Here is a 25,987-nt window from a genome sequence, read left to right on the forward strand (position 1 = left end):
GTGGCCGAGCTGCACACTCCCCGATCCCTGATCGTGACTCTGTACGGCGCCTACGGGCGCGAGACCTCCGGCTCCCTCGCGGTCGCCGAACTGATCCGGCTGCTCGCGGCGGTCGGCGTCGACGCGCCCTCCGTGCGCTCGTCGGTGTCCCGGCTCAAACGGCGCGGGCTGCTCGTGGCGCAGCCCACCGCGGCCGGGGCGGCCGGCTACGCCCTGTCGGCCGACGCGCGCCAGCTCCTGGACGACGGCGACCGGCGCATCTACGCCCACCCCTCGCCCCAGGCGTCGGACGGCTGGGTGCTCGCGGTGTTCTCCGTCCCGGAGTCGGAGCGCAGCAAGCGGCACGTGCTGCGCTCGCGCCTGGCCGGACTCGGCTTCGGCACGGCCGCGCCGGGCGTGTGGCTCGCTCCCGCCCGGCTGTACGACGAGACCCGGCACACCCTGGATCGCCTCCAACTCGCCCCGTACGTCGACCTGTTCAGGGGCGAGCACCTCGGCTTCGCGCCCACCGCGGAGGCCGTCGCCCGCTGGTGGGACCTGCCGGCCATCGCCAAGCAGCACGAGGAATTCCTCGACCGGCACGAACCGGTGCTGCGCACCTGGGAGTCGCGGGCGCACACCCGGCCGGGCGCCCTCGCCGCCCCCGGGGACGACACCGAGGCCGCCTACCGGGACTACCTCCTCGCCCTCGACTCCTGGCGCCGGCTGCCGTACGCCGACCCGGGGCTGCCCGCCGGACTCCTGCCCGGCGACTGGCCGGGCGGGCGCTCCGCCGAGGTGTTCGGCCGGCTTCATGAGCTGCTGCGGGAGCCGGGCGCCGCGTTCGTACGGGGTGCGCTGCCGGGCCGGGGACCGCGGCCGCCTCGTACGATGACGACGTGACGGAGCAGACGAGGCGCCCCCGCCGGGGGCAGGGGGAGCTGGAGGCGCGGGTGCTCGCGGCGCTGCGCCAGGCGCCGGGCCCGGTGACCGCGGGCTGGGTGCAGCAGTGGCTCGGCGAGCCGCTCGCCTATACGACCGTCGTGACGATCCTGACCCGGCTGCACACCAAGCAGGCGGTGGCCCGCGAGCGCGCGGGCCGCTCCTTCGTATGGATTCCGGCCGACGAGGCGGGGCTCGCGGCCCGCCGGATGCGCAAGGTGCTCGACGCCGAGCGGGACCGGGGCGCGGTGCTCGCCAGCTTCGTCACCGACCTCTCGCCGGACGACGAGCGGCTGCTGCGCGAACTGCTCGGCGGGGCCGGGGACTGATCCGGTGGGTGTGTTCGTCGTCCTGCCGCTCGTGCTGCCGCTGACCGCCTGGCCGATCGCCCGCCTCGCCGGTCCGAGGCTGCATCCGCGCACGGCGACGCGCGTCCTGTCCCTGGTGGGCGGGGTGCTCGCGGTGTGCAGCACGCTGTGTCTCCTCCTCCTCATGGTGGCCGGAACCGCGCAGTTGCCCGGCAATCCGCTGCCGGACGCCTGGGCCGATCCGGAGGTCCGGGCGGTGGTGCCGTACGACGAGGCGGTCGGGCAGGCCGCGCTCCTTGTGCTGGCCGCCGTCGCCCTGGCCTGCGGTCAACTCCTGTGGCGCCATGGGCGGGTGCGGGCCGGGGCCAAGCGGGCGCTGACCGGACTGCCGCCGTCCCGGCGGGCGGTACTGCCGGACGAGCGGCCCTATGCGTACGCGCTGCCCGGCGGGCCTCACGGGCGCGGGCGCGTCGTGGTGTCCAGCGGGATGCTGGACCTCCTCGACACCCGCGAGCGCGAAGCCCTGATCGCTCACGAGGAAGCCCATCTGGCGGGCCGTCACCATCGGTTCCTCCTGGTGGCCGGTCTTGCCGCGCGCGCCAATCCGTTCCTGCGCCCGCTGCGTTCCGCCGTCGCGTTCACCACCGAACGCTGGGCGGACGAGGACGCCGCCCGCGCGGTGGGCGACCGCAGGGTGGTGGCGCGCGCCATCGGCAAGGCGGCGCTGGCGTCGGGCCCGGGCCGCGACCTGCGCCGGGTGCCGCCGCTGCCCGCCTTCGCGGCGGCCGGGCCGGCACCGGGGCCCGTGCCGCGAAGGGTGGCGGCGCTGCTGCGGCCGGTGCCGAACGCTCGCGCCTGGCCGCCCGCGGGCACGGCGGCGGGGCTCGCCCTGTGGACCGCCACGGCGGGCGCGGCGACCTCGGCCCTGTCCTCGGCGAACGCGACACTGGTCCTGGTCACGGTCCTGCGGGGCGCGACTTCGGCCCTGTAGCTCGGCCACGCCGAGAACGGGCGAGACCGCGACCCCGTAGCCGTGGACCTTCCCAAGGGGCGCGACCAGCACCCTGTGACGCGACCCGAGACGATGCCGGGACCGGCTCCCGGAGCGCGGCGCCTACAGGTCGAACTCCACCGGCGACAGGCCGAGCGCGTAGCAGGCCTCACGGACGACGGCCTGTTCGGTCTTGTCGAAGTCGCCGTCCGCGCCGCCGATGACGATGCCTATCTGAATGACGGCGCGCGCCTCGGCGGGCTTCTTCTTCGCCTTGGCGACCTCCTGCAACAGGCCCACCTTGCCGAAGTCGAAGTCGGCGGCCAGCTTGTCGAGCCCCTCGTCGAAGCGGCGCTGCAGATCGGCGGCCGGGAAGTTCTGCAACACCTCGTTGGACGCGATGAGTTGGGCCACCCGGCGCCGCTCGGCCGCGTCGATGGAGCCGTCGGCGGCGGCGACCAGGGCACACATCGCCATGCTCGCGTCGCGGAAGGCGCCGCTCTTCAGGTCGTTCTTCTTGGCCACGAGCTGCGTCTGCATCGTCGTGGCGGATTCCTTGAGGCGGTCCCAGAGGGCCATGGTGCTTCTCCATGCATGTCGTCAAACTTCTACAGCAATGTAGAAACTGACGGGCCTCCCGAATGGTTCCCGGGAGAGCCGAGTGTTTTCGGCGTGCCTTTGCACCGAGGGCGCCCCGGGTGCCGAGAGCGCTGAGAGTGCCGAGAGCGCTGAGGGCACGGCGGCCGCCTGACGGACTGTCCGCGGGGGCGTCAGTTCAGGCTGAGCCGTGGCCTCGGCGCATCCGTCCGTCCCGTCGGCGGCTTGCGGCTGCCCGCCCGGTAAGGCGGCGGCCAGCTCGCGCCGGGGCCCGCATAACCCTGCTCGGCCGCGGCGTGCAGCGTCCAGTGCGGGTCGTACAGATGCGGCCGGGCCAGCGCGCACAGGTCGGCGCGGCCCGCCAGGAGCAGGGAGTTGACGTCGTCCCAGGACGAGATGGCCCCCACCGCGACGACCGGGATGCCGAGCGCGTTGCGGATCCGGTCGGCGTACGGGGTCTGGTACGAGCGGCCGAACTCGGGGCGTTCGTCGGGGACGACCTGGCCGGTGGAGACGTCGATGGCGTCGGCGCCGTGCGCGGCGAAGGCCCGCGCGATCTCCACGGCGTCCTCGACGGCGGTGCCGCCCTCGGCCCAGTCGGTGGCGGAGATACGGACCGTCATGGGCTTGTCGGCGGGCCAGCCGGCGCGCACCGCGTCGAAGACTTCGAGGGGGAAGCGGAGCCGGCCCGCGAGGGAACCGCCGTAGGCGTCCGTCCGTTGGTTGGTGAGAGGGGAGAGGAATCCGGAGAGCAAGTAGCCGTGTGCGCAGTGCAGTTCGAGGAGGTCGAATCCGCAGTCGGCGGCGCGGCGGGCCGCGGCCGTGAACTGGTCGCGGATCTCGGTGAGCCCCGCGCGGTCCAGCGCGTGCGGGACCTGGCTGACGCCCGGCCGGTACGGGAGAGGAGAGGCGGCGGCGACGGGCCAGTTGCCGGTGTCGAGCGGCTCGTCCATGCCGTCCCACATCAGCTTGGTCGAGCCCTTGCGCCCGGAGTGGCCGAGCTGGATGCCGACGGCGGTGCCCGGCGCCTGCTGGTGGACGAAGTCGGTGATCCGCCGCCAGGCCCCGGCCTGTTCGGGGGTGTAGAGGCCGGCGCAGCCTGGGGTGATGCGGCCTTCGGGGCTGACGCACACCATCTCGGTCATGACAAGACCCGCGCCGCCCAGCGCGCGGGCGCCGAGGTGCACGAGGTGGAAGTCGCCGGGGACACCGTCCACGGCGGAGTACATGTCCATGGGCGAGACGACCACGCGGTTCTTCAGTTCGAGGCCGCGCAGCCGGAAGGGGGTGAACATGGGCGGGGTTCCCGGCGGGCAGCCGAATTCCCGCTCGACGGTGTCGGTGAACCCGGGGTCGCGCAGCCGCAGGTTGTCGTGGGTGACCCGGCGGCTGCGGGTGAGGAGGTTGAAGGCCAACTGCCGGGCGGGCTGTTCGAGATAGCGTTCCAGCTCCTCGAACCAGCGCAGGCTGGCGGCGGCCGCGCGCTGCGTCGACTCGACGACGGGCCGGCGCTCACTCTCGTACGCGCTGAGGGCCGCGGGCAGATCGGGCTGATCCTCGATGCACGCGGCAAGGGCCAGGGCGTCCTCGACGGCGAGCTTGGTGCCGGAGCCGATGGAGAAGTGGGCGGTGTGCGCCGCGTCGCCGAGAAGCACCGTGTTGCCGTACGACCAGCGCTTGTTGACGACGGTCCGGAAGGCGGTCCATGAGGAGTTGTTGCCACGCAGCGGCCGTCCGCCGAGGGCGTCGGTGAAGATCTTGGCGCAGTAGTCGGCGGAGGCGGTCTCGTCGAGCGCGTCGAACCCGGCGGCCGCCCACACCTCTTCGCGCATTTCGACGATGACGGTGGAGGAGTCGGCGGAGTAGGGGTAGCCGTGCAGCTGCATCACGCCGTGTTCGGTCTCGGCGATCTCGAAGCGGAAGGCGTCGAAGGCGAAGTCGGCGGCGAGCCATACGTAGCGGCAGCGGTGCGTGGTGATGCGCGGCGCGAAGTGGTCGGCGTGCGCCTCGCGGGTGAGGCTGTGCACCCCGTCCGCCGCGACCACCAGGTCGTGGGCCGCGGCGAGTTCGGCGGCGGGCGGCGCCTCCGCGCGGAAACGCAAGGTGACACCCAGTGCGTGGCAGCGCTCGTGCAGGATCTCCAGGAGCCTGCGCCGTCCGAGCGCGGCGAAGCCGTGCCCGCCGGAGGTGAGCGTGCGTCCCCGGTGCACGATGTCGATGTCGTCCCACCGGACGAACTCGGCGCGCAGAGCCTGGTAGACGGCCGGGTCGGCGTGTTCGATCCCGCCGAGGGTCTCGTCCGAGAGCACGACGCCGAAGCCGAAGGTGTCGTCGGGGGCGTTGCGCTCCCACAGCGTGATCTCGCGGTCGGGACCGAGACGCTTGAGCAGGGCCGCGGCGTAGAGCCCGCCGGGGCCGCCGCCGATGACGGCGATCCGCAGCGGGGCGCCCTCGGCGCGCGAGGCCGGCATCGCTAGCGTCCCTGCCACTTCGGGAGCCGCTTCTCGCTGAAGGCCGCGTGGAACTCGGCGTAGTCCTCGCCGTTCATCAGCAGGGCCTGGGTCGCCGCGTCCATTTCCACCGAGGCCGCGAGCGGCATGTCGAGCTCCGCGGTGAGCAGCGCCTTGGTCTGGGCGTACGCGAGGGCGGGTCCGTCGGCGAGGCGGCGGGCGAGCTCGGCGGCGCGCTCGTCCGCGCGGCCCTCGTCCGTCAACTCACTGAGCAGGCCGATCCGTTCGGCCTCCGTGGCGCGTACGGGATCGCCCAGCATGAGCAGGCGGGTGGCGTGGCCGAGGCCGACGACACGGGGCAGCAGATAGGCCGCGCCCATGTCGCCGCCCGACAGGCCCACTTTGGTGAAGAGGAAGGCGAACCGCGCCGAGGGGTCGGCGATGCGGAAGTCCGCGGCAAGCGCGAGCACCGCGCCCGCGCCGGCCGCGACGCCGTGCAGCGCGGCGATCACCGGGAAGGGGCATTCGCGGATCGCCCGGACGACCTGGCCGGTCATGCGGTTGAAGTCGAGGAGTTCCGCGGTGTTCATCGACAGGGTGGCGCCGATGATGTCGTCGACGTCGCCGCCCGAGCAGAACCCGCGACCTTCGCCGGCCAGGACCAGGGCGCGCACCGAGCGCTCCCTGGACAGTTCGGCGAGCAGGTCGCGCAGGTCGGCGTAGGCGCCGAAGGTCAGCGCGTTGAGTTTCTCCGGCCGGGCCAGGGTGACGGTCGCGACCCCGTCGGCCACCGTGAGCCGTAGATGGCGCCAGTCCTCGGTGGGCGATGCGGAGCTGGGAAAGGGGCTCATCCGGGCGGCCTCCTTCGGCGGGACGGCAGGTGCCGCCACCTCTTCTGCTGCCTGCCCGACGACGGTATCACTCATACGTGACCGTCGTCACGAGTACGCAATACGGCGGACGGGCCGACCAGAGGCCAAGGTCCCTCGCACCGGTGCCCCACGGCCCGGCCGCGCCGGCCGGGGTCCTCTACTGAGCCGGATCCGGGCTTCGTAAGGTTGAAAGCAGGACGAGCCCACGCGACCCGGCGTCGCCACGCAACACCACGTCCCCCTGCGAACCCGACAACGCCACGCACCCCGAACGGAAACCTCCGCCTTGCCCGAGCCCTCCGGCCCCGACCGCGACGCCACGCCGTCCGCGTGGCGCATCGAGCTCCCGCACAGCGCGGCCGCCGCGCCGATCGCCCGCGCCCTGGTGCGTACCGCGCTCGCGGACATCGACGCGCCGGCCGACAGCGACACGGCCGAGCTGCTCACCGCGGAGCTCGTCGCCAACGCCGTCGAGCACACCTCGGGCGAGGCGCCGATCGAGCTGGTGGTGGAGCTGCTCGCGTCCGGCTGTCAGGTCGAGGTGCACGACGGCTCGCGGCTGCCGCCGGGCGACCTCTCCGCACCGGGGGCGGACGAGCATCCGGACCCCTGGCAGGAGCACGGGCGCGGACTGCTGCTCATCCGCACGCTGAGTTCGGCCTGCGGCCACCGCCCCACCGCGCACGGCAAGGCGGTCTGGTTCACGCTGCCGAGCCGTCGGGGCTGACCAGCCGCGAGCGGCTGCGCCCGTAAAAGGCGTACACCAGCGCGCCGGCCAGCAGGAACACGGCGAACTGCAGCCAGGTCGCCCAGCCGGTCCCGTACATCAGATAGAGGCAGAAGCCGACGCCCAGGATCGGGCTGACGGGGTACAGCGGCACCCGGAACGAGCGCTTCAGGTCCGGTTCGCTGCGGCGCAGCGCGATGACGGCGATGTTCACGACGGCCATGACGGCGAGGGTGCCGATGGTGGTCAGGTTGACCACCGCGTCCAGGGAGGCGAACGCGGCCGGGACCGCGAAGACCAGCGCGACGATCCAGGTGTTGGCCACCGGCGTCGCGGTCTTCGCCGAGACCCGCTCGAAGACCCGCGGGACGAGGCCGTCGCGGGACATCGACATCAGGATGCGGGTCTGCCCGTACATCACGGCGAGCACGACGGACGCGATGGCGACGACCGCGCCGAACGCGATGACGCCGCCACCGAACGTCGAGTGGGTGACGTGGTTGACGATCAGCGAGAGCGCGGCGGGCTTGTCGCCGACGGCGTCCGCGCCGAGCCCGCCGATCGCGGCCACGGCGACCGCACAGTAGAGCAGCGTGACCAGACCGATGCAGATCATGATCGCTATCGGCACGTTCTTGCGCGGATTCTTCACTTCCTCGCCGGCCGTGGTGATCGCGTCGAATCCGATGTACGAGAAGAAGGCCAGCGAGGCGCCCGCGGTGACCCCGCCGGGGCCGTGCGTCGCGAACGGCGAGAGGTTGCCCGCCCTGAACGCGGTGAACGCGATCGCCAGGAACAGCAGCAGGATCCCGATCTTGAGCACGGCCATCGCGGCGGTGGCCCGCGCGCTCTCCCTGACACCGCGCACCAGGAGGGTGGCGGCGAGCAGGATGACCACGACGGCCGGAAGGTTGATCACCCCGCCGTCGCCGGGCCCCGCGGAGAGCGCGGCCGGCAGCTGCCATCCGACGAGGCTGTTCAGGAGCTCGTTCAGATACTGGCTCCAGCCGACGGCGACCGCGGACACCGAGACGCCGTACTCCAGGAGCAGGCACCAGCCGACCAGGAAGGCGGTTCGCTCGCCGAGCGTCGCGTACGCGAAGGAGTACGAGGAGCCGGAGACGGGGATCGCGCCGCCGAGCTCGGCGAAGGAGAACGCGGTGAAGACGCAGGTCACCGCGGCGAGCACGAAGGAGAGGACGACTGCGGGTCCGGCCTTGGCGACGCTGTCGGAGAGCCCGACGAAGATGCCGGTGCCGACGATCGCGCCGACGCCGAAGCACACGAGCTGGAAGAGCCCCATCGTGCGGCGCAGACCGTGCCCCTCCAGGTCCGCGCCGGATTCGGCGATCAGCTGGCGCGGCGGTTTGATGCGCAGCGCGGGGGCAGGGCGGGGGGCGAGGTGGGGGCGCCGCATGGGGTGGTTCTCATTCCTGGTCTACACAACGGCCTGGCAGGGGCCGTACACAAAGAAAGCGGGGCCCGAGCTTGCGAGCTCGGACCCCACCAAGAAGCGACATAGTAGCCACCCCGGCGCATGTTCACCCAATCGGGCGCATTCCTATTCGGCGGCGTTGCGCCCCGGCCCGTCCCCCAGCGTGGCGACCATGACCGCCTTGATGGTGTGCATCCTGTTCTCCGCCTCGTCGAAGACGACCGAGTGGGGCGATTCGAAGACCTCGTCGGTCACTTCGAGTTCGGTCAGCCCGTACTGCTCGTAGATGTCGCGGCCGACCTGGGTGCCGAGGTCGTGGAAGGCCGGCAGGCAATGCAGGAACTTGACGCGCGGATTGCCGGTGGCGCGCAGCACGTCCATGGTCACGGCGTACGGCGCGAGGGCCTTGATGCGCTCGGCCCAGATCTCCTTGGGCTCGCCCATCGAGACCCACACGTCGGTGGCCACGAAGTCCGCGCCGACGACACCTTCCTCGACGGACTCGTTGAGGGTGATGCGGGCGCCGCTCACCCCCGCCACCTCCCGGGCCTGCGCGACGATCTCCTCGGCCGGCCAGTACGCCCGGGGCGCCACGATGCGGACGTCCATGCCGAGCAGCGCGCCGGTGACCAGGTAGGAATTGCCCATGTTGAAGCGGGCGTCCCCCAGATAGGCGAAAACGACCTCGCCCAGCGGCTTGTCGGTGTGCTCGGTGACGGTGAGGACGTCGGCGAGCATCTGGGTCGGGTGCCACTCGTCGGTCAGGCCGTTGTAGACGGGAACCCCGGCGTTCGCGGCGAGGGTCTCGACGGTCTCCTGCGCTTCGCCCCGGAACTCGATCGCGTCGAACATCCGGCCAAGGACGCGGGCGGTGTCACGCGCGGACTCCTTCTTGCCGATGTGCGAACCGGCCGGGTCGATGTACGTCGTCGACGCACCCTGGTCGGCGGCGGCCACCTCGAAGGAGCAGCGGGTACGGGTCGAGGACTTCTCGAAGATCAGCGCGACGTTGCGGCCGCGCAGCCGCTGGACCTCGGTGCCCGCCTTCTTGGCAGCCTTGAGTTCCGCGGCGAGCTCGACGAGCCCGAGGAACTCCTCGGCCGTGAAGTCCAGCTCCTTGAGGAAGTGGCGGCCTGCGAGATCTGTCGCCATGGTGGCTGCTCCTGGGGGCGGGTAGGGGGACGACTGGGCTATGAACTGAATGCAACTCTGGAAGTATATACGTAAGAGTGCATCACTATACGGCATCGCGTTCGACGGGACAGCTCATGCAGCGCGGGCCTCCCCTCCCCCGCCCCAGCTCACTGCCCCTGATCTCGATCACCTCGATGCCCTCCTTGCGCAGATGCGTGTTGGTCGTGACATTGCGCTCGTACGCGACGACCACCCCCGGCTCGACCGCGAGCACATTGCAGCCGTCGTCCCACTGCTCGCGCTCCGCGGAGTGCACGTCCTGGGTGGCGGTGAGCACCCGGATCCGGTCGAGGCCGAGCGCCGCCGCGATCGCGCGGTGCATGTGCTCCGGCGGATGGTCGGTGACCTTGAGCTCCTGCTCGCCCGCGCCCGGCTCGATCGTGTACGAGCGGAGCATGCCCAGGCCCGCGTACTGGGTGAAGGTCTCGCCGTCGACCATCGTCATCACCGTGTCGAGGTGCATGAACGCCCGCCGCTTCGGCATGTCGAGCGCCACGATGGTGCGCGCCGAGCCCGCCGCGAACAGGCCCCGGGCCAGCATCTCCACGGCCTGCGGGGTGGTCCGCTCGCTCATCCCGATCAGCACGGCGCCGTTCCCGATGACCAGGACGTCACCGCCCTCGATGGTCGAGGGATAGTCGCTCTGCCCGCGCGACCAAATGTTGAACGGACCTGCCTCGGGGCCCTTGAACAGCGGGTGGTGGCGGTAGATCGCCTCGAAGTGCACGGTCTCGCGCTGCCGGGCCGGCCAGCGCATCGCGTTGATCGAGACACCGTCGTAGATCCAGGCGGAGGTGTCGCGGGTGAAGAGGTGGTTCGGCAGCGGGCCGAGCAGGAAATCATCCAGATCCATCGCGTGGAAGCGCACCGACGTCGGCTCCGGATGCCCCTCCAGGAACTCCCGCTTGGTCATCCCGCCGACCAGCGCCTCCGCGAGATCGGCGGCGGGCAGTTCGTCGAAGGCCGCCCGCAGATGCCCGGTCGCGAGCGGCCCGTACTCCTTCTCGTCGAAGACCCGGTCAAGGACGAGTCCGCGAGCCGCCGGGATCTCCAGCGACTCGCGCAGCAGGTCACCGAAGAGATGCACCTGGACGCCCCGGTCGCGCAGCACGTCCGCGAAACCGTCGTGCTCCTGTCTGGCCCGGCGCACCCACAGCACGTCGTCGAAGAGCAGCGCGTCCTTGTTGCTGGGCGTGAGCCGCTTCAGCTCAAGATCTGGCCGGTGGAGTATGACGCGGCGCAGCCGCCCGGTCTCGGAATCGACATGGAATCCCATGCCCCCATCCTGTCCCGCGGCGGCCCCCCTCACCCGGCGAACACCGCCGCCGCACGGGCCGGCGGGCCACCGAAGCGGCCCGCCGCCACGTCACAGCCGCGGGTCGACCGGCTCCGACTCCAGGGCGAGGACGGCGAACACCGCCTCGTGGACCCGCCACAGCGGCTCGCCGCCCGCCAGCCGGTCGAGGGCCTCCAGGCCGAGCGCGTACTCCCGCAGCGCGAGCGACCGCTTGTGCCCTAGGAAGCGCTGCCGCAGCCGGTCGAGGTTGTCCGGACGCGTGTACTCGGGACCGTAGATGATCCGCAGGTACTCGCGGCCGCGCACCTTGATGCCCGGCTGCACCAGCCGCCCCTTGCCATCCCGGGCGAGCGCCTGGAGCGGCTTGACGACCATGCCCTCGCCGCCCGCGCCGGTCAGCTCCAGCCACCAGTCGACCCCGGCCCGTACCGACGCCTCGTCACCGGTGTCGACGATCAACCGCCGGGTCACCTGGAGCAGTCCCGTCGGGTCGTGCTCGACCAGCCGGTCGAGCCAGGCCAGCTGCTCGTCGTGCGGCACCGCCGCCAGGCTGCGACCCCGCGCGGCCAGGATCTGGAACGGCGCGATCCGCACCCCGTCAAGACCGTCGGTCTCCCAGCAGTATCGCCGGTACGCCTCGGTGAACGCGGCCGCGTCAGCGGTCCGCCCGCGCTGCCGCTCCAACAGCCCCGTCACCTCGACGCCCCGCGCCGACGCCGCCTCCAGCGCCTGGACGGCAGCCGGAAGCGCGGCCCCGGACGCGGCACCCACCGCGGCATACTGCGAGCGCAGCAGGCCCGATGCCTTCAGCGACCAGGGCATCAGCTCGGCGTCCAACAGCAGCCAGTCCGTGCCGAGTTCGTCCCACAGCCCGGCTGCGGTCACCGCCGACCGCAGCCGGGCAAGAATCTCCTCGGTGACCGTCGCATCGTCGAAGAACGGCCGTCCGGTACGGGTGTGCAGTGCCCCGGTCGGGCCCTGGACGCCGAACCGCTCGCGCGCCACCTCCGCGTCACGGCAGACCAACGCCACCGCCCGCGAGCCCATGTGCTTCTCCTCGCACACGACCTTCGCGACGCCGTCCTTCCGGTACTGCGCGAACGCCTCGGCCGGGTGCTCCAGGTAGCCGTCCGCACCGGAGGTCGCGGTCGGCGCCATGGTCGGCGGCAGGTAGGCGAGCAGCCTCGGGTCGACGGCAAACCGGCTCATGACCTCCAGCGCGGCCGCCGCGTTCTCCTCCCGCACCGCGACCTTGCCCATCAGCCGGGTCTCCACGACCCGGCGTCCGTGCACATCGGCGAGGTCCAGCGGCCGGCCCTCGTGACCACCGGGTGCCTCGGTGGCCAGCGGCTTGACCGGCTCGTACCAGACCTGCTCCGCCGGCACATCGACGAGCTCGCGCTCCGGCCAGCGCAGGGCAGTCATCTTCCCGCCGAACACCGCACCGGTGTCCAGGCAGATGGTGTTGTTGATCCACGAGGTGTTCGGCACGGGAGTGTGTCCGTACACGACCGCCGCGCGCCCGCGGTAGTCCTCGGCCCACGGGTAGCGCACGGGCAGCCCGAACTCGTCGGTCTCCCCGGTCGTGTCCCCGTACAGCGCGTGCGAGCGGACCCGGCCCGACGTGCGCCCGTGGTACTTCTCGGGCAGACCCGCGTGACAGACGACCAGCTTGCCGCCGTCGAGCACATAGTGGCTGACGAGCCCGTCGATGAACTCCCTCACCTGCTCCCTGAAGCTGTCGTCCTCCTTCTCCAACTGCCCGATCGTCTCGGCCAGTCCGTGCGTGTGCTGGACGTTCCTTCCCTTCAAGTAACGTCCGAGCTTGTTCTCATGGTTCCCGGGCACGCACAGAGCGTTACCGTCGGCGACCATCCTCATCACGCGGCGCAACACCCCGGGGCTGTCGGGCCCCCGGTCGACGAGGTCCCCGACGAAGACGGCGGTGCGGCCCTGCGGGTGGACGCCGTCGACGTAGCCGAGCCTGCCAAGCAGGGTGTCCAGTTCGGACCGGCAGCCGTGGACGTCGCCGATGATGTCGAAGGGGCCGGTGAGGTGGGTGAGGTCGTTGTAGCGCCGCTCGATGGCGATCTCGACGCTCTCGACCTCCTCGACGCTCCGCAGGACGTGCACCTTGCGGAAGCCCTCGCGCTCCAACCCACGCAGGGAACGCCGCAGTTCACGCCGGTGCCGGCCGATCACATGGCGGGGCATCCCGGCCCGGTCGGGGCGCTTGGCGTTCCGCTCGGCGCAGACGTCCTCCGGCAGGTCCAGGACGATCGCGATCGGCAGCACATCGTGCTCGCGGGCCAGCCGGACGAGCTGCTTGCGGCTCTCGGGCTGCACGTTCGTGGCATCGACGACGGTCAGCCGCCCCGCCGCGAGCCGCTTGGCGGCGATGTAGTGGAGCACGTCGAACGCGTCGCGGCTGGCGCTCTGGTCGTTCTCGTCATCGGCGACCAGGCCCCGGCAGAAGTCCGAGGAGACCACCTCGGTCGGCTTGAAGTGGCGCCGGGCGAACGTGGACTTGCCCGATCCGGTGGCGCCGACGAGGACGACGAGGGAAAGGTCGGTGACGGCGAGCGCCCGCCCGCCGTCCGGGGTGTGCGTGCTGGTCGTGCCGGTCTCGGTACTCATGCTGCGGTCGCCTCCTTCGGCGTCGTCGGGGCGGGCTCGCCCTGCTGGTTCATCGCGGTCGGCGTGGTCGGCGTGGTCGGCGTGGTCGGCGCGTCTGCCCGCGGCTTCGTAGTGGGTGCGCCCGGCTGCGTCTCGGCGGGCGATTCGCCCCTCCGCGCCGTCGCGGCGGATCCGTTCCCCTGTGTCTCCGTGGTGGGCCCGTCCGCGCCGGTCAGCGTGAACACCGCCAGCTGGGTGGGCGGTCCCACCTCCGGGTCGTCCGGGCCGACCGGCCCGAACTCGACGCCGTAGCCGTGCCGTTCGGCCACCGCACGCGCCCAGGACCGGAACTCCGCCCGGCTCCACTCGAACCGGTGGTCCCCGTGGCGCACATGCCCGGCCGGAAGCGTCTCCCAGCGGACGTTGTACTCGACATTCGGGGTCGTCACGATCACGGTGCGCGGCCGCGCCGATCCGAACACCGCGTATTCGAGCGCCGGCAGCCTCGGCAGGTCCAGGTGCTCGATCACCTCACTGAGCACCGCGGCGTCGTAGCCCTTGAGCCGCTTGTCCGTGTACGCGAGAGAGCCCTGCATCAGCGTCACCCGCGCCGCCTGACGCTCCGTCATCCGCTCCAGGCGCAGCCGCCGCGACGCGACGCCCAGCGCGCGCATGGAGACGTCCACTCCGACGATCTCGGTGAAGCGCACATCCGTGAGGAGCTTCTGCACCAACTGCCCCTGCCCACAGCCGAGATCGAGCACCCGGCTCGCCCCGGCCGCGGTGAGCGCGGCGAGGATCGCGACCCGGCGCTGCTCGGCCAGCGTCGCCGGCCGCTCCGTCGTGTCGCTGGACTCGTCGACGGCATTGTCGACCTCCTCGACGTCCAGGCCCTCGGCCTCGGCCAGCCGCACCAGTTCGAGCCGCTCCATCGCCTGCCGGGCCAGGCCCCGGCGCCGCGACAGGTACCGGCTGGCGATCAGGTTCTGCTCGGGGTGGTCGGCCAGCCAGCCGTCACCGGCCCGCAGCAGCTTGTCCACCTCGTCCGGCGCGACCCAGTAGTGCTTGGCGTCATCGAGCACCGGCAGCAGGACGTACAACTGCCGCAGCGCGTCGGCCAGCCGCAGCTCCCCTTCCAGGACGAGCCGCACATAGCGCGAGTCGCCCCACTGAGGGAACTGTTCGTCCAGCGCGACCGGTTCCGCGGTCACCGAATCCCAGCCGAGCGGCCCGAACAGCTTGTGCACGAGTTCCGCACCGCCGCGCGCGGGCAGCGCGGGTATCTCGATGCGCAGCGGCAACGGCGCCGCCGCCCGCTCCGGCAGCGCGGCGCACACACCGCGCAGGGCGCTCTTGAAGACGGTGGACAGCACGACCGACATCAGCGAAGAGGCCGCGTACGGCCGGTCGTTGACGTACTGCGCGAGCGCCGCATCAGGAGCTCCGCCCCGGCCCTTGCCCTGGCCGCGCCGAACCAGCGCGACGGGATCCACCTCCAGGAGCAGCGCGGCCGTGCAGCGCTCGGCGGTCGCCTCGGGATAGAGGACGTGCGCCGTGCCGTTGGAGGTGGAGAAGCGCTGCGCCTTCCCGGGGTGCTTGTGCAGCAGGAATCCGAGGTCGGTCGCGGGGCTTTCAGGGGTGCCGGTGGTGGTGATTGTCAGGAACACGCAGCGAGTATCGCCCGATCTGTACCACCCCCACCAGCGGTTTTCTTTACGCCTGCCCACCCCGCACCCGGGCCGCCAACTGGGCGATCTCCGCCGGCCCGACCCGGCAGCAGCCACCGACGAGCCGCGCCCCGGACGACACCCAGTCCCCCACCCGCGCCGCGTCGAACGTCGTGCCGCCGGCCCAGCCGCGCCGCTCCGCGTCCCACCGCTCGCCGCTGTTCGGATAGACCACCACCGGCTTGCCCGTCACCGACGCCGCGAGCGGCACCGCCCGGTCGGCATCGGCGGGAGTGCAGCAGTTCACCCCGACCGCGATCACCTGGCCATGTCCCGCCACCAGACCAAACGCCGCGGCCAGATCCTGGCCGGCCCGAGTGCGCCCGCCGGCGATGCTGTACGAGAGCCACACCGGCACCCCGCACCCCTCGACCGCCCGCAGCAGCGCCTCCGCCTCGTCGGCATCCGGCACCGTCTCCAGCGCGAGCACATCGGGCCCGGCCGCCACCAGCGCCTCGATCCGCGGCCGGTGGAACCGCTCCAGCTCACGCACGCTCAGCCCGTAACGCCCCCGGTACTCACTGCCGTCGGCGAGGAAGGCGCCGTAGGGGCCGATGGAGGCGGCTACCCAGAATTCGGGGGTTTGGGCGGGGCTTCGGGGGGCCTCCCCCACTCCCCTCCCCCACCCCACCCCTCCCCCCGAGCCCCCGCCCAACTCGCCAGCCGCACGCGCCAGTTGGACACTATTCGCCAGCAGCAGCTCGGCCTCGCCATGGCTCAGCCCTCGGCGGGCGAAGCCTTCGAAGGTGGCCTGGTAGCTGGCCGTGGTCACGACTTGGGCGCCCGCCCGTACGTATGCGGTGTGCGCGGCCTGGATCTGCCGCGGGTCGTCGGCGAGCAGCCGGGCCGACCACAGCTCGTCGCTCAAGTCGCAGCCCTGAGCCTCCAGTTGGCTGGAGAGGCCGCCGTCGAGGACGACCGGTCCCTGCGCGAGGGCTGCGGCGAGTGTCCGGGCGGGCCGCACGGTCAGGCTCCGGTCAGCTGCGGCAGCACCTGCGAGGAGATCAGTTCGAGCTGGTCGAGGTCGTCGAGGTCGAGCAGTTGGAGGTAGATGCGGGACGAGCCGGTCGCCTCGTACTTGCCGATCTTCTCGACGACTTCGGCGGGCGAGCCCGCGAGTCCGTTGGCCTTGAGTTCCTCCACCTCCCGTCCGATGGCGGCGGCCCGGCGGGCCACCTCTGCGTCGTCCTTGCCCACACAGACGACCAGCGCGTTGGAGTACACGAGGTCGTCCGCCCTGCGTCCGGCGGCTTCGGCGGCCGCCTTGACCCTGGTGAACTGCCGCTCGCTGTCCTCGATGGAGGCGAACGGGATGTTGAATTCGTCGGCGTACTGGGCGGCCAGCCGCGGCGTGCGGGTCGCCCCGTGCCCGCCGATCAGGACGGGCACCTTGGCCTGCGCGGGCTTGGGCAGCGCAGGCGAGTCGCTGAGTTGGTAGTAGGTGCCGTGGAAGTCGAAGGTGTGGCCCACTTCGGTGGACCAGAGTCCGGTGACGATGGCCAGCTGTTCCTCCAGCCGGGCGAATTTCTCCTTCGGGAAGGGGATGCCGTACGCCTTGTGCTCGTCCTCGAACCATCCGGCTCCCAGGCCCAGTTCGACCCGGCCGCCCGACATCTGGTCGACCTGGGCGACCTGGATGGCGAGGACGCCGGGCAGCCGGAAGGTGCCGGCGGTCATCAACGTGCCGAGCCGGATCCGCTTGGTCTCGCGGGCGAGTCCGGCCAGGGTGATCCAGGCGTCGGTCGGGCCCGGGAGTCCGTCGGCGGACCCCATCCGGAGGTAGTGGTCGGAGCGGAAGAAGGCGTCGAAGCCGAGGTCTTCGGTGGCCTTGGCGACGGTCAGGAGGGTGTCGTAGCCGGCGCCCTGCTGGGGCTCGGTGAAGATGCGAAGATCCATGCCTCCATCCTGCACCGTCGGGCCGCCGTCAACCCTGCCTCCACCACGCGTCCCGCCGAAGCCCTGTCGGGTGAATATTCGTCGATCGGGCCGGTCGCACCCCCTCTGACCAGTGACGTTGGCGTCAAGTGGTCGTTGCCCCGAGGGGAGCCGGACCGCCCGGCCCGCGTGTCGGCGGCCCTGCCCGGTGCGTCGACCGATTCTCCGCCCTGTCCGCCCCGCGGAAGGGCTGGGCCGAGGAGGCCGCCATGTCCCAGGAAGCCGTGCCCGAACCGACCGTGCCGCAGCAGCCGGCGCCGCAGTCCGCCACCGAGCGGAAGGGTGCCCCGAAGGGGCTGCTCCAGCAGATGGAGGAGCTGATGGCGGCGCTGAGTGCCGATCTGACGCAGCTCGACGCGGACCTTCAGCCCACCGGCGACCCGGACGAGCGGCAGCAGGCGCACGGGACCGAGGAGCGCGAGCAGCGCGAGAACGGCTAGGACAGCCGGGGCGGAGCGGGCCTCGGGGGCCGGTCGTCCAACGACGGTTGTGGTGGCTGCGGCACGTGCCGGCGTGTGCAGGGCCCCCGGAGCCCCCCCCTCACGGCGGCCCCGTAGCGGTGTCCCGCAGCACCTCACCCGATCTCTCCTGTTCTCGCAAGGTGAGCCGGCGCAGCATTCCGCGGATGCGGTCGGTCGATTCGTCGGCGGCGTCGATGGCCTCGATGCACTGCCAGTACAGCCCCTCCTCGTCGGTGGCGCAGGCCACCGAGACGAGGGCCATCGAGACGTCGCCGAGCAGTCCGCCCAGGGAGGTCAACGCGCCTGCGGGGTCGGCCACTTCGGTCAGCTGGGCGGCTCGGATGCCGCCGCGGCGCATGCCGGGGTGGTCGAGGACGGCGCAGCCCCGGCCGCCGGCTTCGCTGAGGCCGCGGGCTTCGCCCCTCAGTTCCGGCGGGCCGGTGGCCGCGAGGTGGCCGCCGATCGCCTGGGCGAGGGCTTGTGCCTGCCAGGCCTCGGCGACGATGTCGAGCACTGCCCGGCTCTGAGCCAGGGCGTGTTGGCTGACTTTGACGAGCCGTACCGCATCCATCCGATTTCCCCGTTCGTGCGACGGACCCGAGCTTCGCGTCCACTACCTAGCGTGAGCGCGAGTGGCTCGGAAAGCCAGAGGAAATCGGAAATCTGTGCACAGCAAGCCGATTGTGAGTATCTCGGTCACTCGGATGAGTGACTCTCCGTGTCCGTCGGCGAGTTGTTCGGGGTCTTCGGCGGTTTCGGGACGGGGAAACGGAGTTCGTTGCGGTCGATCTTGGCGGAGAGCGCGGCCAACGCGTCGATGCCGAGCACCTCGCAGAGTTGGAGGAGGTAGGCGAGGACGTCGGCGACCTCGTCGGTGACGCGGTGGGCCTGGTCCGGGTCGGTCATCACCCGGTCCGACTGTTCGGGGGTGAGCCACTGGAAGATTTCGAGCAGTTCGGAGGCCTCGACGCTGAGGGCCGCGGCGAGGTTTTTCGGGGTGTGGTACGGCTGCCAGTCGCGGGCGGCGGCGAAGGCTGCGAGCCTGCGCTGGAGGGCCGGTACGTCGAGTTGGTTCACGGTTCCAGGTCTACCACCGTCGCCCCGTGGGCCTCATGGGCGCCCGCTCCGTCCCCGACGGCGGCGAGCAGCCGGATGTGGCCGCGGGCGCACATCTCGGCGGCCAGGGCGATGAGTTCGCGGCTCTGGCGGGGGTCGAGTGCGCGGTCGAGCCCGTCGGCGAGGACGGCGAGGGTCTGCATGGCCGGGGGTACTTCGGCGACGGTGTCGACGGCGAGGACGCCGGGTCCGGTGAGCAGCACGAGGGCGAGGGCGAGGTAGCGGAGTTCGCCTTCGCCGAGCCGGCCGACGGGGGTGCCGTGCCGGGCGCCGCCGCGGGCGAGGACGGCTCGTAACGTACCGTCGGCGAGTTGCTCGGTGGTGAGGCCGGTGACGGGTCCGGCGCAGCCCGCGCGGGCCGCGGTGACGAGGCGGCCGTGGCGGATGCCGCATTCGGTGCGGGTGCGGAAGAGGACTTCGGCGAGGTTGTCGCAGCCGCGCCTGAGCCGCCCGGCGCCGCTCCCCTGGGCGGGGACGACGGGTTCGCGCATGCGCTGGGGCTGGGGGTCGCAGGCGAACACCGAGCGCAGGGCGACGACGACTTGTTCGGCGGCGGCCAGGACGCGCAGTTGTCCTTCGGTCTTGCCCGCGACGCGCAGGGGGAGCAGTGCGGTGCCGAGGCGGTCGTCGGGGAGCGGTGCGCGCGTGACGGGGACCGCGCCCGCGGTGTGCCAGGCCGCCTGGACGGTGGAGCGGCCGGGGTCCCGGAGCGCGGTGCTCAGGAGGGTCTGTCCTTCGCTGGTCAAACGTTCGCCGACGACGCGGAGTTCCGGCTCGGCCTGGACGGCGAGGTCGAGGCGGACCGGGCCGGCGGGGCCGTCCACCGTGCAGCCGATCCGGAATCCGCGGCGGCCCTGGGCGTCGGCGTCGGCGCGTTCGGGCACGCAGCCCGCCGGGTCGCGGAACACGGATCCCAGTGACGCGCCCGAGCCGAGTCTGGCGAGCGCTTCGAATGCTTCGAGGACGCTCGTCTTGCCGCTGCCGCTCGGCCCGGTGACCAGGGTGAGCGGGCCGAGCGGGATGGCCGCGCCGCGGTGTGCCCGGAAGGAGGACAGCCTGAGTTCGGTGACGGTGGGTCGATCGGGGCGGGCGGCTCGGTCACTGTTGGTGGTCGTCGTGGTCATGGCTGGGACCGTACGCAGCCGTAAAACTGACGAACCGTTCCGCCGCGTTGACCTTCCTACTAATGAGGGACGGCACAGCGCTGCGGGACGGTCCTGGGCGGGGCGGTGGAGCGAGGGCGGGCGGGTCAGGGGTGTGGGACGGCCGCCGCGGCGATGCCTTCCACTTCGGTGCCGGCCGGGGCGAGCAGGAAGACGTTGCGGTCGACGCGGTGCATTCCGCTGCCCAGGCCGAAGACGACGCCGGTGCTGAAGTCGAGGATCCGCTTGGCGACTTCGGGGTCGGCGCCCGTCAGGTCGAGGAGGACCGGGATCTGTGCGATGAGGTATTCGGCGACTTCTCGGGCGTCCGCGAAGATCTGCACCCGGAGGACGACGAAGCGGCGTTGTTCGACGGTCGCGTAGTCGCCGGGGATGGTCTGGTGGTCGACTCTGGACGGCCACTCGTTGCGGCCGCGCAGCGGAACGACCTGGGCGAGCCCCTCCCACTGTTCGTCGGTGACGTCGTACCTGCTCACCGGACCACCTCGCCCACGTGCTGTATCTGCATCCGGCCATGATGACGCCGCTCACCCGTTCAGCCCAACTTCGACACGGCCCAAGAGGTGTCGGCTATGACTCATCTCATGGGCGGGGCGGGTCTCGCGTCCCTATGGGAGGTCGAGCGGGTTCGTGTCTAGGAGCAGGACGGGCACAGTCCGCGGTAGGTGACCTCGGCGCGGGACAGGGTGAAGCCGAAGCGTTCGTCGGCCGGGAGGTCGGCCAGCGGGTCGCCGGTGGGGTGGACGTCGCGGATGGTGCCGCAGTTGGAGCACACCAGGTGCTGGTGGGGGTGGTGGGCGTTGGGGTCGTAGCGCTTGGCGCGGCCGTCGGTGGAGACCTCCATGACCTCGCCGAGCAGCACCAGTTCGCCCAAGGTGTTGTAGACGGTGGCCCGGGAGATCTCGGGCAGCCGCTCGGCCGCCTGGACGTGCACTTCGTCGGCCGTCAGATGGACGTGGTCGCCGTCGTCCAGGACCTCCGCGACGACACGCCGCTGGGACGTCATCCGCCAGCCGCGCCCTCGCAGCCGTTCGAGCAGGTCACTCATGCCGGTTCACCTGTCCACGCTCAGGGGGTCGGGGTTGGGTGGAACACGCGCAGTGTGCCAGGGAGCGGGCGCGTTCCGAAGGGATATGGGTTTGGTGTACTTCTTGACTTGGATTTGGTCCATCGTAGGATCGATGCCGCCGATAGCCTAGGGACAGGAAGACTCCGGCCCCACCCGCAACAGGACTTCACCTCACCCAGGAGACAGAGACGTCATGGGGGATCGCCGCCGCGAAGGCGCGTGCCGCGCCGCGGGTGTCCGCCCGGGCGGACACCGGCCCCGCCGTCGCCGTGCCGCGTTCCGGGGTGCGTGATCGCGTGGGCCGTATTGTCCTGCCAAGTCGTGTACGCGGCCCGTTGCTTGCCCACCCCGTCGTGCGCGGGGCGCGCCATGTGGCCAGACCGTCGCGGCGGGGGCCCTGACCCGGCCCCGTCGAAGGCCCGGCTTCTCAGACGCTCAGACGTCACCAGGCCGAGGCCGTCCGCCGGGGCCCGTGCCCCGGCCGTTTCACCGCCCGCAGTTCCTGAGCACCGTGATCCACCGAGTCAAGAAGGATTGCCATGTCCGAGAACCCCGATGCAATCGTCACCGACGCCAAGACGGAGGGCACGGGCGGCTGCCCGGTCGTGCACGAGCGTGCCCCGCATCCGACGCAGGGCGGCGGAAACCGCCAGTGGTGGCCGGAGCGGCTGAACCTGAAGATCCTCGCGAAGAACCCGGCGGTGGCCAACCCGCTCGGCGAGGAGTTCGACTACGCCGAGGCGTTCAACGCCCTCGACCTGCCGGCGGTGAAGCGGGACATCGCGGAGCTGCTCACGACGTCGCAGGACTGGTGGCCGGCCGACTTCGGCAACTACGGCCCGCTGATGATCCGCATGGCGTGGCACAGCGCGGGCACGTACCGCATCAGCGACGGGCGCGGTGGCGCCGGGGCCGGCCAGCAGCGGTTCGCCCCGCTCAACAGCTGGCCGGACAACGCGAGCCTCGACAAGGCCCGCCGCCTGCTGTGGCCGGTGAAGAAGAAGTACGGCAAGAGCCTTTCGTGGGCCGACCTCCTGATCCTCACCGGCAATGTGGCCCTGGAGACGATGGGCTTCGAGACCTTCGGCTTCGGCGGCGGCCGCGCGGACGTGTGGGAGCCCGACGAGGACGTGTACTGGGGTCCGGAGACCAACTGGCTCGACGACGAGCGCTACACCGGCGACCGTGAGCTGGAGAACCCGCTCGGCGCGGTCCAGATGGGCCTGATCTACGTCAACCCCGAGGGCCCCAACGGCAACCCGGACCCCATCGCCGCCGCGCGCGACATCCGCGAGACGTTCCGCCGGATGGCGATGAACGACGAGGAGACCGTCGCCCTGATCGCCGGCGGCCACACCTTCGGCAAGACCCACGGCGCGGGCCCGGCGGACGCCGTCGGCAACGACCCCGAGGCGGCCCCGCTGGAGCAGCAGGGCCTCGGCTGGAAGAGCAGCCACGGCACCGGTGTGGGCGCCGACGCGATCACCAGTGGCCTTGAGGGCATCTGGACGAACACCCCGACCGCCTGGGACAACAGCTTCTTCGAGATCCTCTTCGGCTACGAGTGGGAGCTGTTCAAGAGCCCTGCGGGCGCGCACCAGTGGCGGCCGAAGGGGGGCGCCGGTTCGGACACCGTGCCGGACGCCTTCGACGCGTCGAAGAAGCACGCCCCGACGATGCTGACGACCGACCTCTCGCTCCGCTTCGACCCGGCGTACGAGCAGATCTCGCGGCGCTTCCTGGCGGACCCCGCGGCGTTCGCGGACGCCTTCGCCCGCGCCTGGTTCAAGCTGACCCACCGCGACATGGGCCCCGTCGTGCGCTACCTCGGCCCGGAGGTCCCCGCCGAGGAGCTGCTGTGGCAGGACCCGCTGCCGGCGCGTTCGTACGAGCTCGTCGACGCGGCGGACATCGCCTCCCTCAAGGAGCAGATCCTCGCCTCGGGCCTCAGCGTGTCGCAGCTCGTGTCGACGGCGTGGGCGTCGGCCTCGTCGTTCCGCGGCAGTGACAAGCGCGGCGGCGCCAACGGCGCGCGCATCCGCCTGCAGCCGCAGAGCGGCTGGGAGGTCAATGAGCCCGACGAGCTGGCGACGGTTCTGCGCACCCTGGAAGGCGTCCGCACGTCCTTCAACTCCGCGCAGTCCGGCGGCAAGCAGATCTCGCTCGCCGACCTGATCGTCCTGGCCGGCGCGGCCGGTGTGGAGAAGGCCGCCAAGGACGGCGGGGCCGCCGTCGAGGTCCCGTTCGCGCCCGGCCGCGTGGACGCCTCGCAGGAGCAGACGGACGTGGAGTCGTTCTCCGCCCTTGAGCCGACGGCCGACGGGTTCCGCAACTACCTGGGCAAGGGCAACCGCCTCCCGGCCGAGTATCTGCTGCTCGACCGGGCGAACCTGCTGACCCTGAGCGCCCCCGAGCTCACCGTTCTGGTGGGTGGCCTGCGCGTCCTGGGCGCGAACCACAAGGAGTCGTCGCTCGGCGTCTTCACCGACCGGCCCGGGACGCTCACCAACGACTTCTTCGTCAACCTGCTCGACCTGGGTACGACGTGGAAGGCGACGTCCGCGGACGAGAACACCTTCGAGGGCCGCGACGGCGCCACCGCCCACGTCAAGTGGACCGGCACCCGCGCCGACCTGGTCTTCGGCTCGAACGCCGAGCTGCGCGCGGTCGCGGAGGTCTACGCGAGCGACGACGCGAAGGAGAAGTTCGTGAAGGACTTCGTCGCGGCGTGGACCAAGGTCATGAACCTGGACCGGTTCGACCTCGTCTGAGCCACCCCGCCCAGGCCGGCTCGTTCGGGCCGGCCTGGGCCGTGGGTCCGAAAGTGATCGCCACAGGCCGGGGGCCGACGCGGGCGCGTCGGCCCCCGGCCGACCGGCCTCAGCCCTTGGCTGCGACGGTGGTCTGGTAGGGCGCCGCCGCATGCTGGGCGGCGTACAGCAGGGCGGGCTTCATCTTGGGCCAGAAATAGCTGTCCTGGCAGGAGTAGGGCGGGGCGAATCCGTCGCAGCCGCGGCCGTCGCTGTCGCCGACCTCGATGGTGAAGCTGGCGAGGCCGAGCTTGTCGAAGGTCCAGTCGTCGGTGCCGCCGGACGCGTCGTACAGGAGCTCGCCGGCCTGCCCGGACTTGTAACCCGTGAGCGAGCCCATCTCACTGGCCAGGGCGCGCAGCGCGGAGTCGCTCCCGGTGTGCGCGGTGTGGTCGAACCCCCAGGGCAACAGCACCAGGTTCGCGTCGCCGTGGAGGGTGATCATCATGCCCCGGGCGTCGGCCGGCGCGGGGTCGCCGTTCTCGGTGCCGGTGCGCACGGCCGGGTACAGCTGCCGGAACAGGCCTTCCAGGGCGGTGGTCTCCGGCTCGGAGTCGGCGGCCGGGCCGAGGTACTCCTGGCCGCACGGCTGCCGCGAAGTGCCCAGACCGCCCCAGTGGGTACCCGAGTTGCGGTTGAGGTCGATGCCGATCTGGCCTCTTCGGCCGCAGGTCGCGCCGTGGGAGTCGTTGGCGTTCTTGCGGTGCAGTACGGGGTTGTCGCCGCCGGAGGCGACGATGTCGACGCCGTCCGGGTTGGCGATGGGCACGACCCACATCTCGGTGGTGTCCATCAGCTTGGTGATGTCGGCGTCCTTGCCGTACTGGGTCGTCAGCTCGTCGATCCACCGCAGGGCGACCTCGCCGGTGGTGATCTCGCGGGCGTGGATCTGCCCCATGAGGAAGAAGCGGGGCTTGCCGGCGTTCGGGACGAGCGCGCAGTCCCCCGGCCGCATCTTGGTGACGCAGACGGCCTTGAGGTCCCGCCCGCCGGCGCTGTCCTGCTTCTTCCGCCAGGACTGCCCGTACGTCACGACGGTGGCCAGGTCCGGGTGCTGGGAGGCCACTTGGTCGAGGTGGGCGTAGTTCCCGTCGACGGTGCGGTAGCCGCCGTGGTAGGTGTCGCCGACGGCGGGCCGGGCGGTGTTGGGGGTCGGCCGCGGCTGAGTCCTGACGGCGGTCGGGCTGAATCCGATGTGCCGCAAGGAGTCGGCGGTCGTCGGATCTCCCAGGACGAACAGGTCGTTGCCCTCCCGGCGCTCCAGGACGTCGTACCCGGCGGCGACGAGGGTCTGCGCGTCCTGGGCATGGCGGATCGGCACGCGGTAGGTGACGAGGATGTCGGCGTGCGGGGCGGGGGTGTCGGCCGTGGCCGCCGGGGGAAGCACGGCGGCAGCCAGGACGAGGCCTGCGGCGGCCATGAGCGCGAGTTGTCTGCGGGACATGAGCGGGCCTTCCGTGGGGAGTACGGGGGCGCGCGGGTCCGACGAAGAAGCCCGGCGGGCCTCGCGGGCACCCCGAGCCGTCGCCTTGTGCCTTGTGCCGTGAGGCTAAGGGCTGTCCGCGGGCTCGCGCCTGGGCTGCGGGGGATGTGGGTGACGTCGGGGGCATTCAGGTGAGAGCTTGCGTGGGGCTCGACAGCGGGCGCCCCTTGCGATCACGGCATACCGTGCTGCCCATGACGCAAAATGACGGCGATCTGGACAGCCTCGTACGCAAGCGGATTCGTGCCCTGCGGCTGGCGCAGGGCTGGTCGCTTGAGGAGTTGGCCGGGCGCGCCAAGCTCAGTCAGTCCACGCTCAGCCGTATGGAGAACGGGCAGCGCAGGCTCGCCCTTGACAGTCTCGTCACGCTCGCCCGCGCGCTGGACACGACGCTCGATCAGCTCGTCGAGAGCGCCGCCGACGACGTCGTCTCCAGCCCGGTGATCGATTCCGCCCGCGGCCAGATGCGGTGGCCCATCAAGGCGGACCCCGGCATGACCGTCATCCGCCAGCGCATGACCGGGCCGCCCCCGGACAGTCCCTCGCGCATGCGCGCCCACCCGGGCCGCGAGTGGCTCGTCGTCCTCTCCGGGACCGCGGTGCTCCTGCTGGGCAACCGCCGCTTGCGTATCGAGACCCATCAGGCGGCCGAGTTCCCCACGATGCTGCCGCACGCCATCGGCGCCGAGGGCGGGCCGTGCGAGGTCCTGGGCATCTTCGACCGCGACGCCCGCCGCAGCCACCAGCGACCCGACGGCGGCGGCGGCAAGGGCCGGTCCTGAGGCTCCCGGCGACCGGCCCTCGGTGTCCTTTGC

General features: G+C 71.7%; 23 protein-coding genes. 7 read left to right on the forward strand and 16 right to left on the reverse strand.

The window, feature by feature from the left end; genetic code table 11:
* From OHA17_RS10000 to OHA17_RS10010, 3 genes are read left to right on the forward strand one after another with little or no spacing between them, the layout of a single operon-like run.
* Positions 1-882 (forward strand): PaaX family transcriptional regulator C-terminal domain-containing protein, encoded by an 882-nt coding sequence (locus OHA17_RS10000; protein ID WP_406505947.1) that lies wholly within the window; start codon positions 1-3, stop codon positions 880-882.
* Positions 879-1,250 carry a BlaI/MecI/CopY family transcriptional regulator gene (locus OHA17_RS10005; RefSeq protein WP_406505949.1) on the forward strand — a complete coding sequence of 124 codons (372 nt, stop codon included), beginning with the start codon at positions 879-881 and terminating at the stop codon, positions 1,248-1,250. Before OHA17_RS10000 ends, OHA17_RS10005 begins: the two co-directional genes overlap by 4 nt.
* A gap of 4 nt (positions 1,251-1,254) precedes the next feature.
* Positions 1,255-2,220 carry a M56 family metallopeptidase gene (locus tag OHA17_RS10010; protein WP_406505951.1) on the forward strand — a complete coding sequence of 322 codons (966 nt, stop codon included), beginning with the start codon at positions 1,255-1,257 and terminating at the stop codon, positions 2,218-2,220.
* A gap of 123 nt (positions 2,221-2,343) precedes the next feature.
* Here OHA17_RS10010 and OHA17_RS10015 read toward each other — a convergent pair whose 3' ends face one another.
* The 3 genes from OHA17_RS10015 to OHA17_RS10025 form a co-directional block, all read right to left on the reverse strand.
* Positions 2,344-2,799, reverse strand: a complete 456-nt coding sequence (locus OHA17_RS10015; RefSeq protein WP_053730888.1) for a tellurite resistance TerB family protein — start codon at positions 2,797-2,799, stop codon at positions 2,344-2,346.
* Between the two features lie 191 nt (positions 2,800-2,990).
* Positions 2,991-5,288, reverse strand: a complete 2,298-nt coding sequence (locus OHA17_RS10020) for a bifunctional salicylyl-CoA 5-hydroxylase/oxidoreductase (RefSeq protein ID WP_406505953.1) — start codon at positions 5,286-5,288, stop codon at positions 2,991-2,993.
* Between the two features lie 2 nt (positions 5,289-5,290).
* Positions 5,291-6,118 carry an enoyl-CoA hydratase family protein gene (locus tag OHA17_RS10025; RefSeq protein ID WP_406510680.1) on the reverse strand — a complete coding sequence of 276 codons (828 nt, stop codon included), beginning with the start codon at positions 6,116-6,118 and terminating at the stop codon, positions 5,291-5,293.
* A 307-nt stretch (positions 6,119-6,425) separates the two neighbouring features.
* On the opposite strand from OHA17_RS10025, the gene OHA17_RS10030 reads away from it, so the two are divergent.
* On the forward strand, positions 6,426-6,866 hold the full coding sequence (locus OHA17_RS10030) for an ATP-binding protein (protein ID WP_406505955.1): 441 nt from the start codon (positions 6,426-6,428) through the stop codon (positions 6,864-6,866).
* Here the strand turns inward: OHA17_RS10030 and OHA17_RS10035 are convergent.
* The 7 genes from OHA17_RS10035 to OHA17_RS10065 form a co-directional block, all read right to left on the reverse strand.
* Positions 6,841-8,283: an amino acid permease gene (locus tag OHA17_RS10035; protein WP_398881178.1), complete on the reverse strand. Its 1,443-nt coding sequence runs from the start codon at positions 8,281-8,283 to the stop codon at positions 6,841-6,843. The two genes, OHA17_RS10030 and OHA17_RS10035, sit on opposite strands and share 26 nt — an antisense overlap.
* A gap of 144 nt (positions 8,284-8,427) precedes the next feature.
* A complete protein-coding gene (gene argF / locus OHA17_RS10040; RefSeq protein WP_406505957.1) occupies positions 8,428-9,453 on the reverse strand; it encodes an ornithine carbamoyltransferase in 1,026 nt (341 codons plus the stop codon).
* 85 nt (positions 9,454-9,538) lie between these two features.
* On the reverse strand, positions 9,539-10,771 hold the full coding sequence (locus OHA17_RS10045; protein WP_398881174.1) for an arginine deiminase: 1,233 nt from the start codon (positions 10,769-10,771) through the stop codon (positions 9,539-9,541).
* 90 nt (positions 10,772-10,861) lie between these two features.
* Positions 10,862-13,429, reverse strand: a complete 2,568-nt coding sequence (locus tag OHA17_RS10050; protein ID WP_406505959.1) for a polynucleotide kinase-phosphatase — start codon at positions 13,427-13,429, stop codon at positions 10,862-10,864.
* On the reverse strand, positions 13,426-15,075 hold the full coding sequence (locus OHA17_RS10055) for a 3' terminal RNA ribose 2'-O-methyltransferase Hen1 (RefSeq protein ID WP_406505961.1): 1,650 nt from the start codon (positions 15,073-15,075) through the stop codon (positions 13,426-13,428). Before OHA17_RS10055 ends, OHA17_RS10050 begins: the two co-directional genes overlap by 4 nt.
* Before the next feature lie 46 nt (positions 15,076-15,121).
* Positions 15,122-16,099 (reverse strand): homocysteine S-methyltransferase, encoded by a 978-nt coding sequence (mmuM, locus tag OHA17_RS10060; protein ID WP_406505963.1) that lies wholly within the window; start codon positions 16,097-16,099, stop codon positions 15,122-15,124.
* A gap of 2 nt (positions 16,100-16,101) precedes the next feature.
* On the reverse strand, positions 16,102-17,031 hold the full coding sequence (locus OHA17_RS10065) for an LLM class F420-dependent oxidoreductase (protein ID WP_406505965.1): 930 nt from the start codon (positions 17,029-17,031) through the stop codon (positions 16,102-16,104).
* Between the two features lie 248 nt (positions 17,032-17,279).
* Between OHA17_RS10065 and OHA17_RS10070 the strand changes: the two genes are divergently transcribed.
* Complete coding sequence (locus tag OHA17_RS10070) at positions 17,280-17,510, forward strand: hypothetical protein (RefSeq protein ID WP_406505967.1); 231 nt, start codon at positions 17,280-17,282, stop codon at positions 17,508-17,510.
* A 100-nt stretch (positions 17,511-17,610) separates the two neighbouring features.
* Here the strand turns inward: OHA17_RS10070 and OHA17_RS10075 are convergent, their stop codons facing one another.
* The 5 genes from OHA17_RS10075 to OHA17_RS10095 form a co-directional block, all read right to left on the reverse strand.
* The gene (locus OHA17_RS10075) at positions 17,611-18,102 is read right to left on the reverse strand and encodes a DUF6099 family protein (RefSeq protein ID WP_406505969.1); all 492 of its coding nucleotides are present in this window, start codon (positions 18,100-18,102) and stop codon (positions 17,611-17,613) included.
* Between the two features lie 125 nt (positions 18,103-18,227).
* Positions 18,228-18,608, reverse strand: a complete 381-nt coding sequence (locus tag OHA17_RS10080; protein WP_406505971.1) for a nucleotide pyrophosphohydrolase — start codon at positions 18,606-18,608, stop codon at positions 18,228-18,230.
* Positions 18,605-19,771 carry an AAA family ATPase gene (locus tag OHA17_RS10085; RefSeq protein WP_053730370.1) on the reverse strand — a complete coding sequence of 389 codons (1,167 nt, stop codon included), beginning with the start codon at positions 19,769-19,771 and terminating at the stop codon, positions 18,605-18,607. The genes OHA17_RS10080 and OHA17_RS10085 overlap by 4 nt, the downstream gene beginning before the upstream one ends.
* A gap of 125 nt (positions 19,772-19,896) precedes the next feature.
* Positions 19,897-20,286, reverse strand: a complete 390-nt coding sequence (locus OHA17_RS10090) for a cell division protein SepF (RefSeq protein ID WP_053730371.1) — start codon at positions 20,284-20,286, stop codon at positions 19,897-19,899.
* Positions 20,287-20,444: 158 nt separating this feature from the next.
* Entirely contained in the window at positions 20,445-20,858 is a 414-nt protein-coding gene (locus tag OHA17_RS10095; RefSeq protein WP_053730372.1) for a Fur family transcriptional regulator, read from the reverse strand.
* A gap of 560 nt (positions 20,859-21,418) precedes the next feature.
* Between OHA17_RS10095 and katG the strand changes: the two genes are divergently transcribed.
* A complete protein-coding gene (gene katG, locus OHA17_RS10100; protein ID WP_406505973.1) occupies positions 21,419-23,650 on the forward strand; it encodes a catalase/peroxidase HPI in 2,232 nt (743 codons plus the stop codon).
* A gap of 109 nt (positions 23,651-23,759) precedes the next feature.
* Here katG and OHA17_RS10105 read toward each other — a convergent pair whose 3' ends face one another.
* Positions 23,760-25,133 carry a M14 family zinc carboxypeptidase gene (locus OHA17_RS10105; RefSeq protein WP_406505975.1) on the reverse strand — a complete coding sequence of 458 codons (1,374 nt, stop codon included), beginning with the start codon at positions 25,131-25,133 and terminating at the stop codon, positions 23,760-23,762.
* Positions 25,134-25,366: 233 nt separating this feature from the next.
* On the opposite strand from OHA17_RS10105, the gene OHA17_RS10110 reads away from it, so the two are divergent.
* Positions 25,367-25,954, forward strand: a complete 588-nt coding sequence (locus OHA17_RS10110; RefSeq protein ID WP_406505977.1) for a helix-turn-helix domain-containing protein — start codon at positions 25,367-25,369, stop codon at positions 25,952-25,954.
* Positions 25,955-25,987: the final 33 nt, after the last annotated feature.

It is taken from the genome of Streptomyces sp. NBC_00212, assembly GCF_045206365.1.
Taxonomy (GTDB): Bacteria; Actinomycetota; Actinomycetes; order Streptomycetales; family Streptomycetaceae; genus Streptomyces.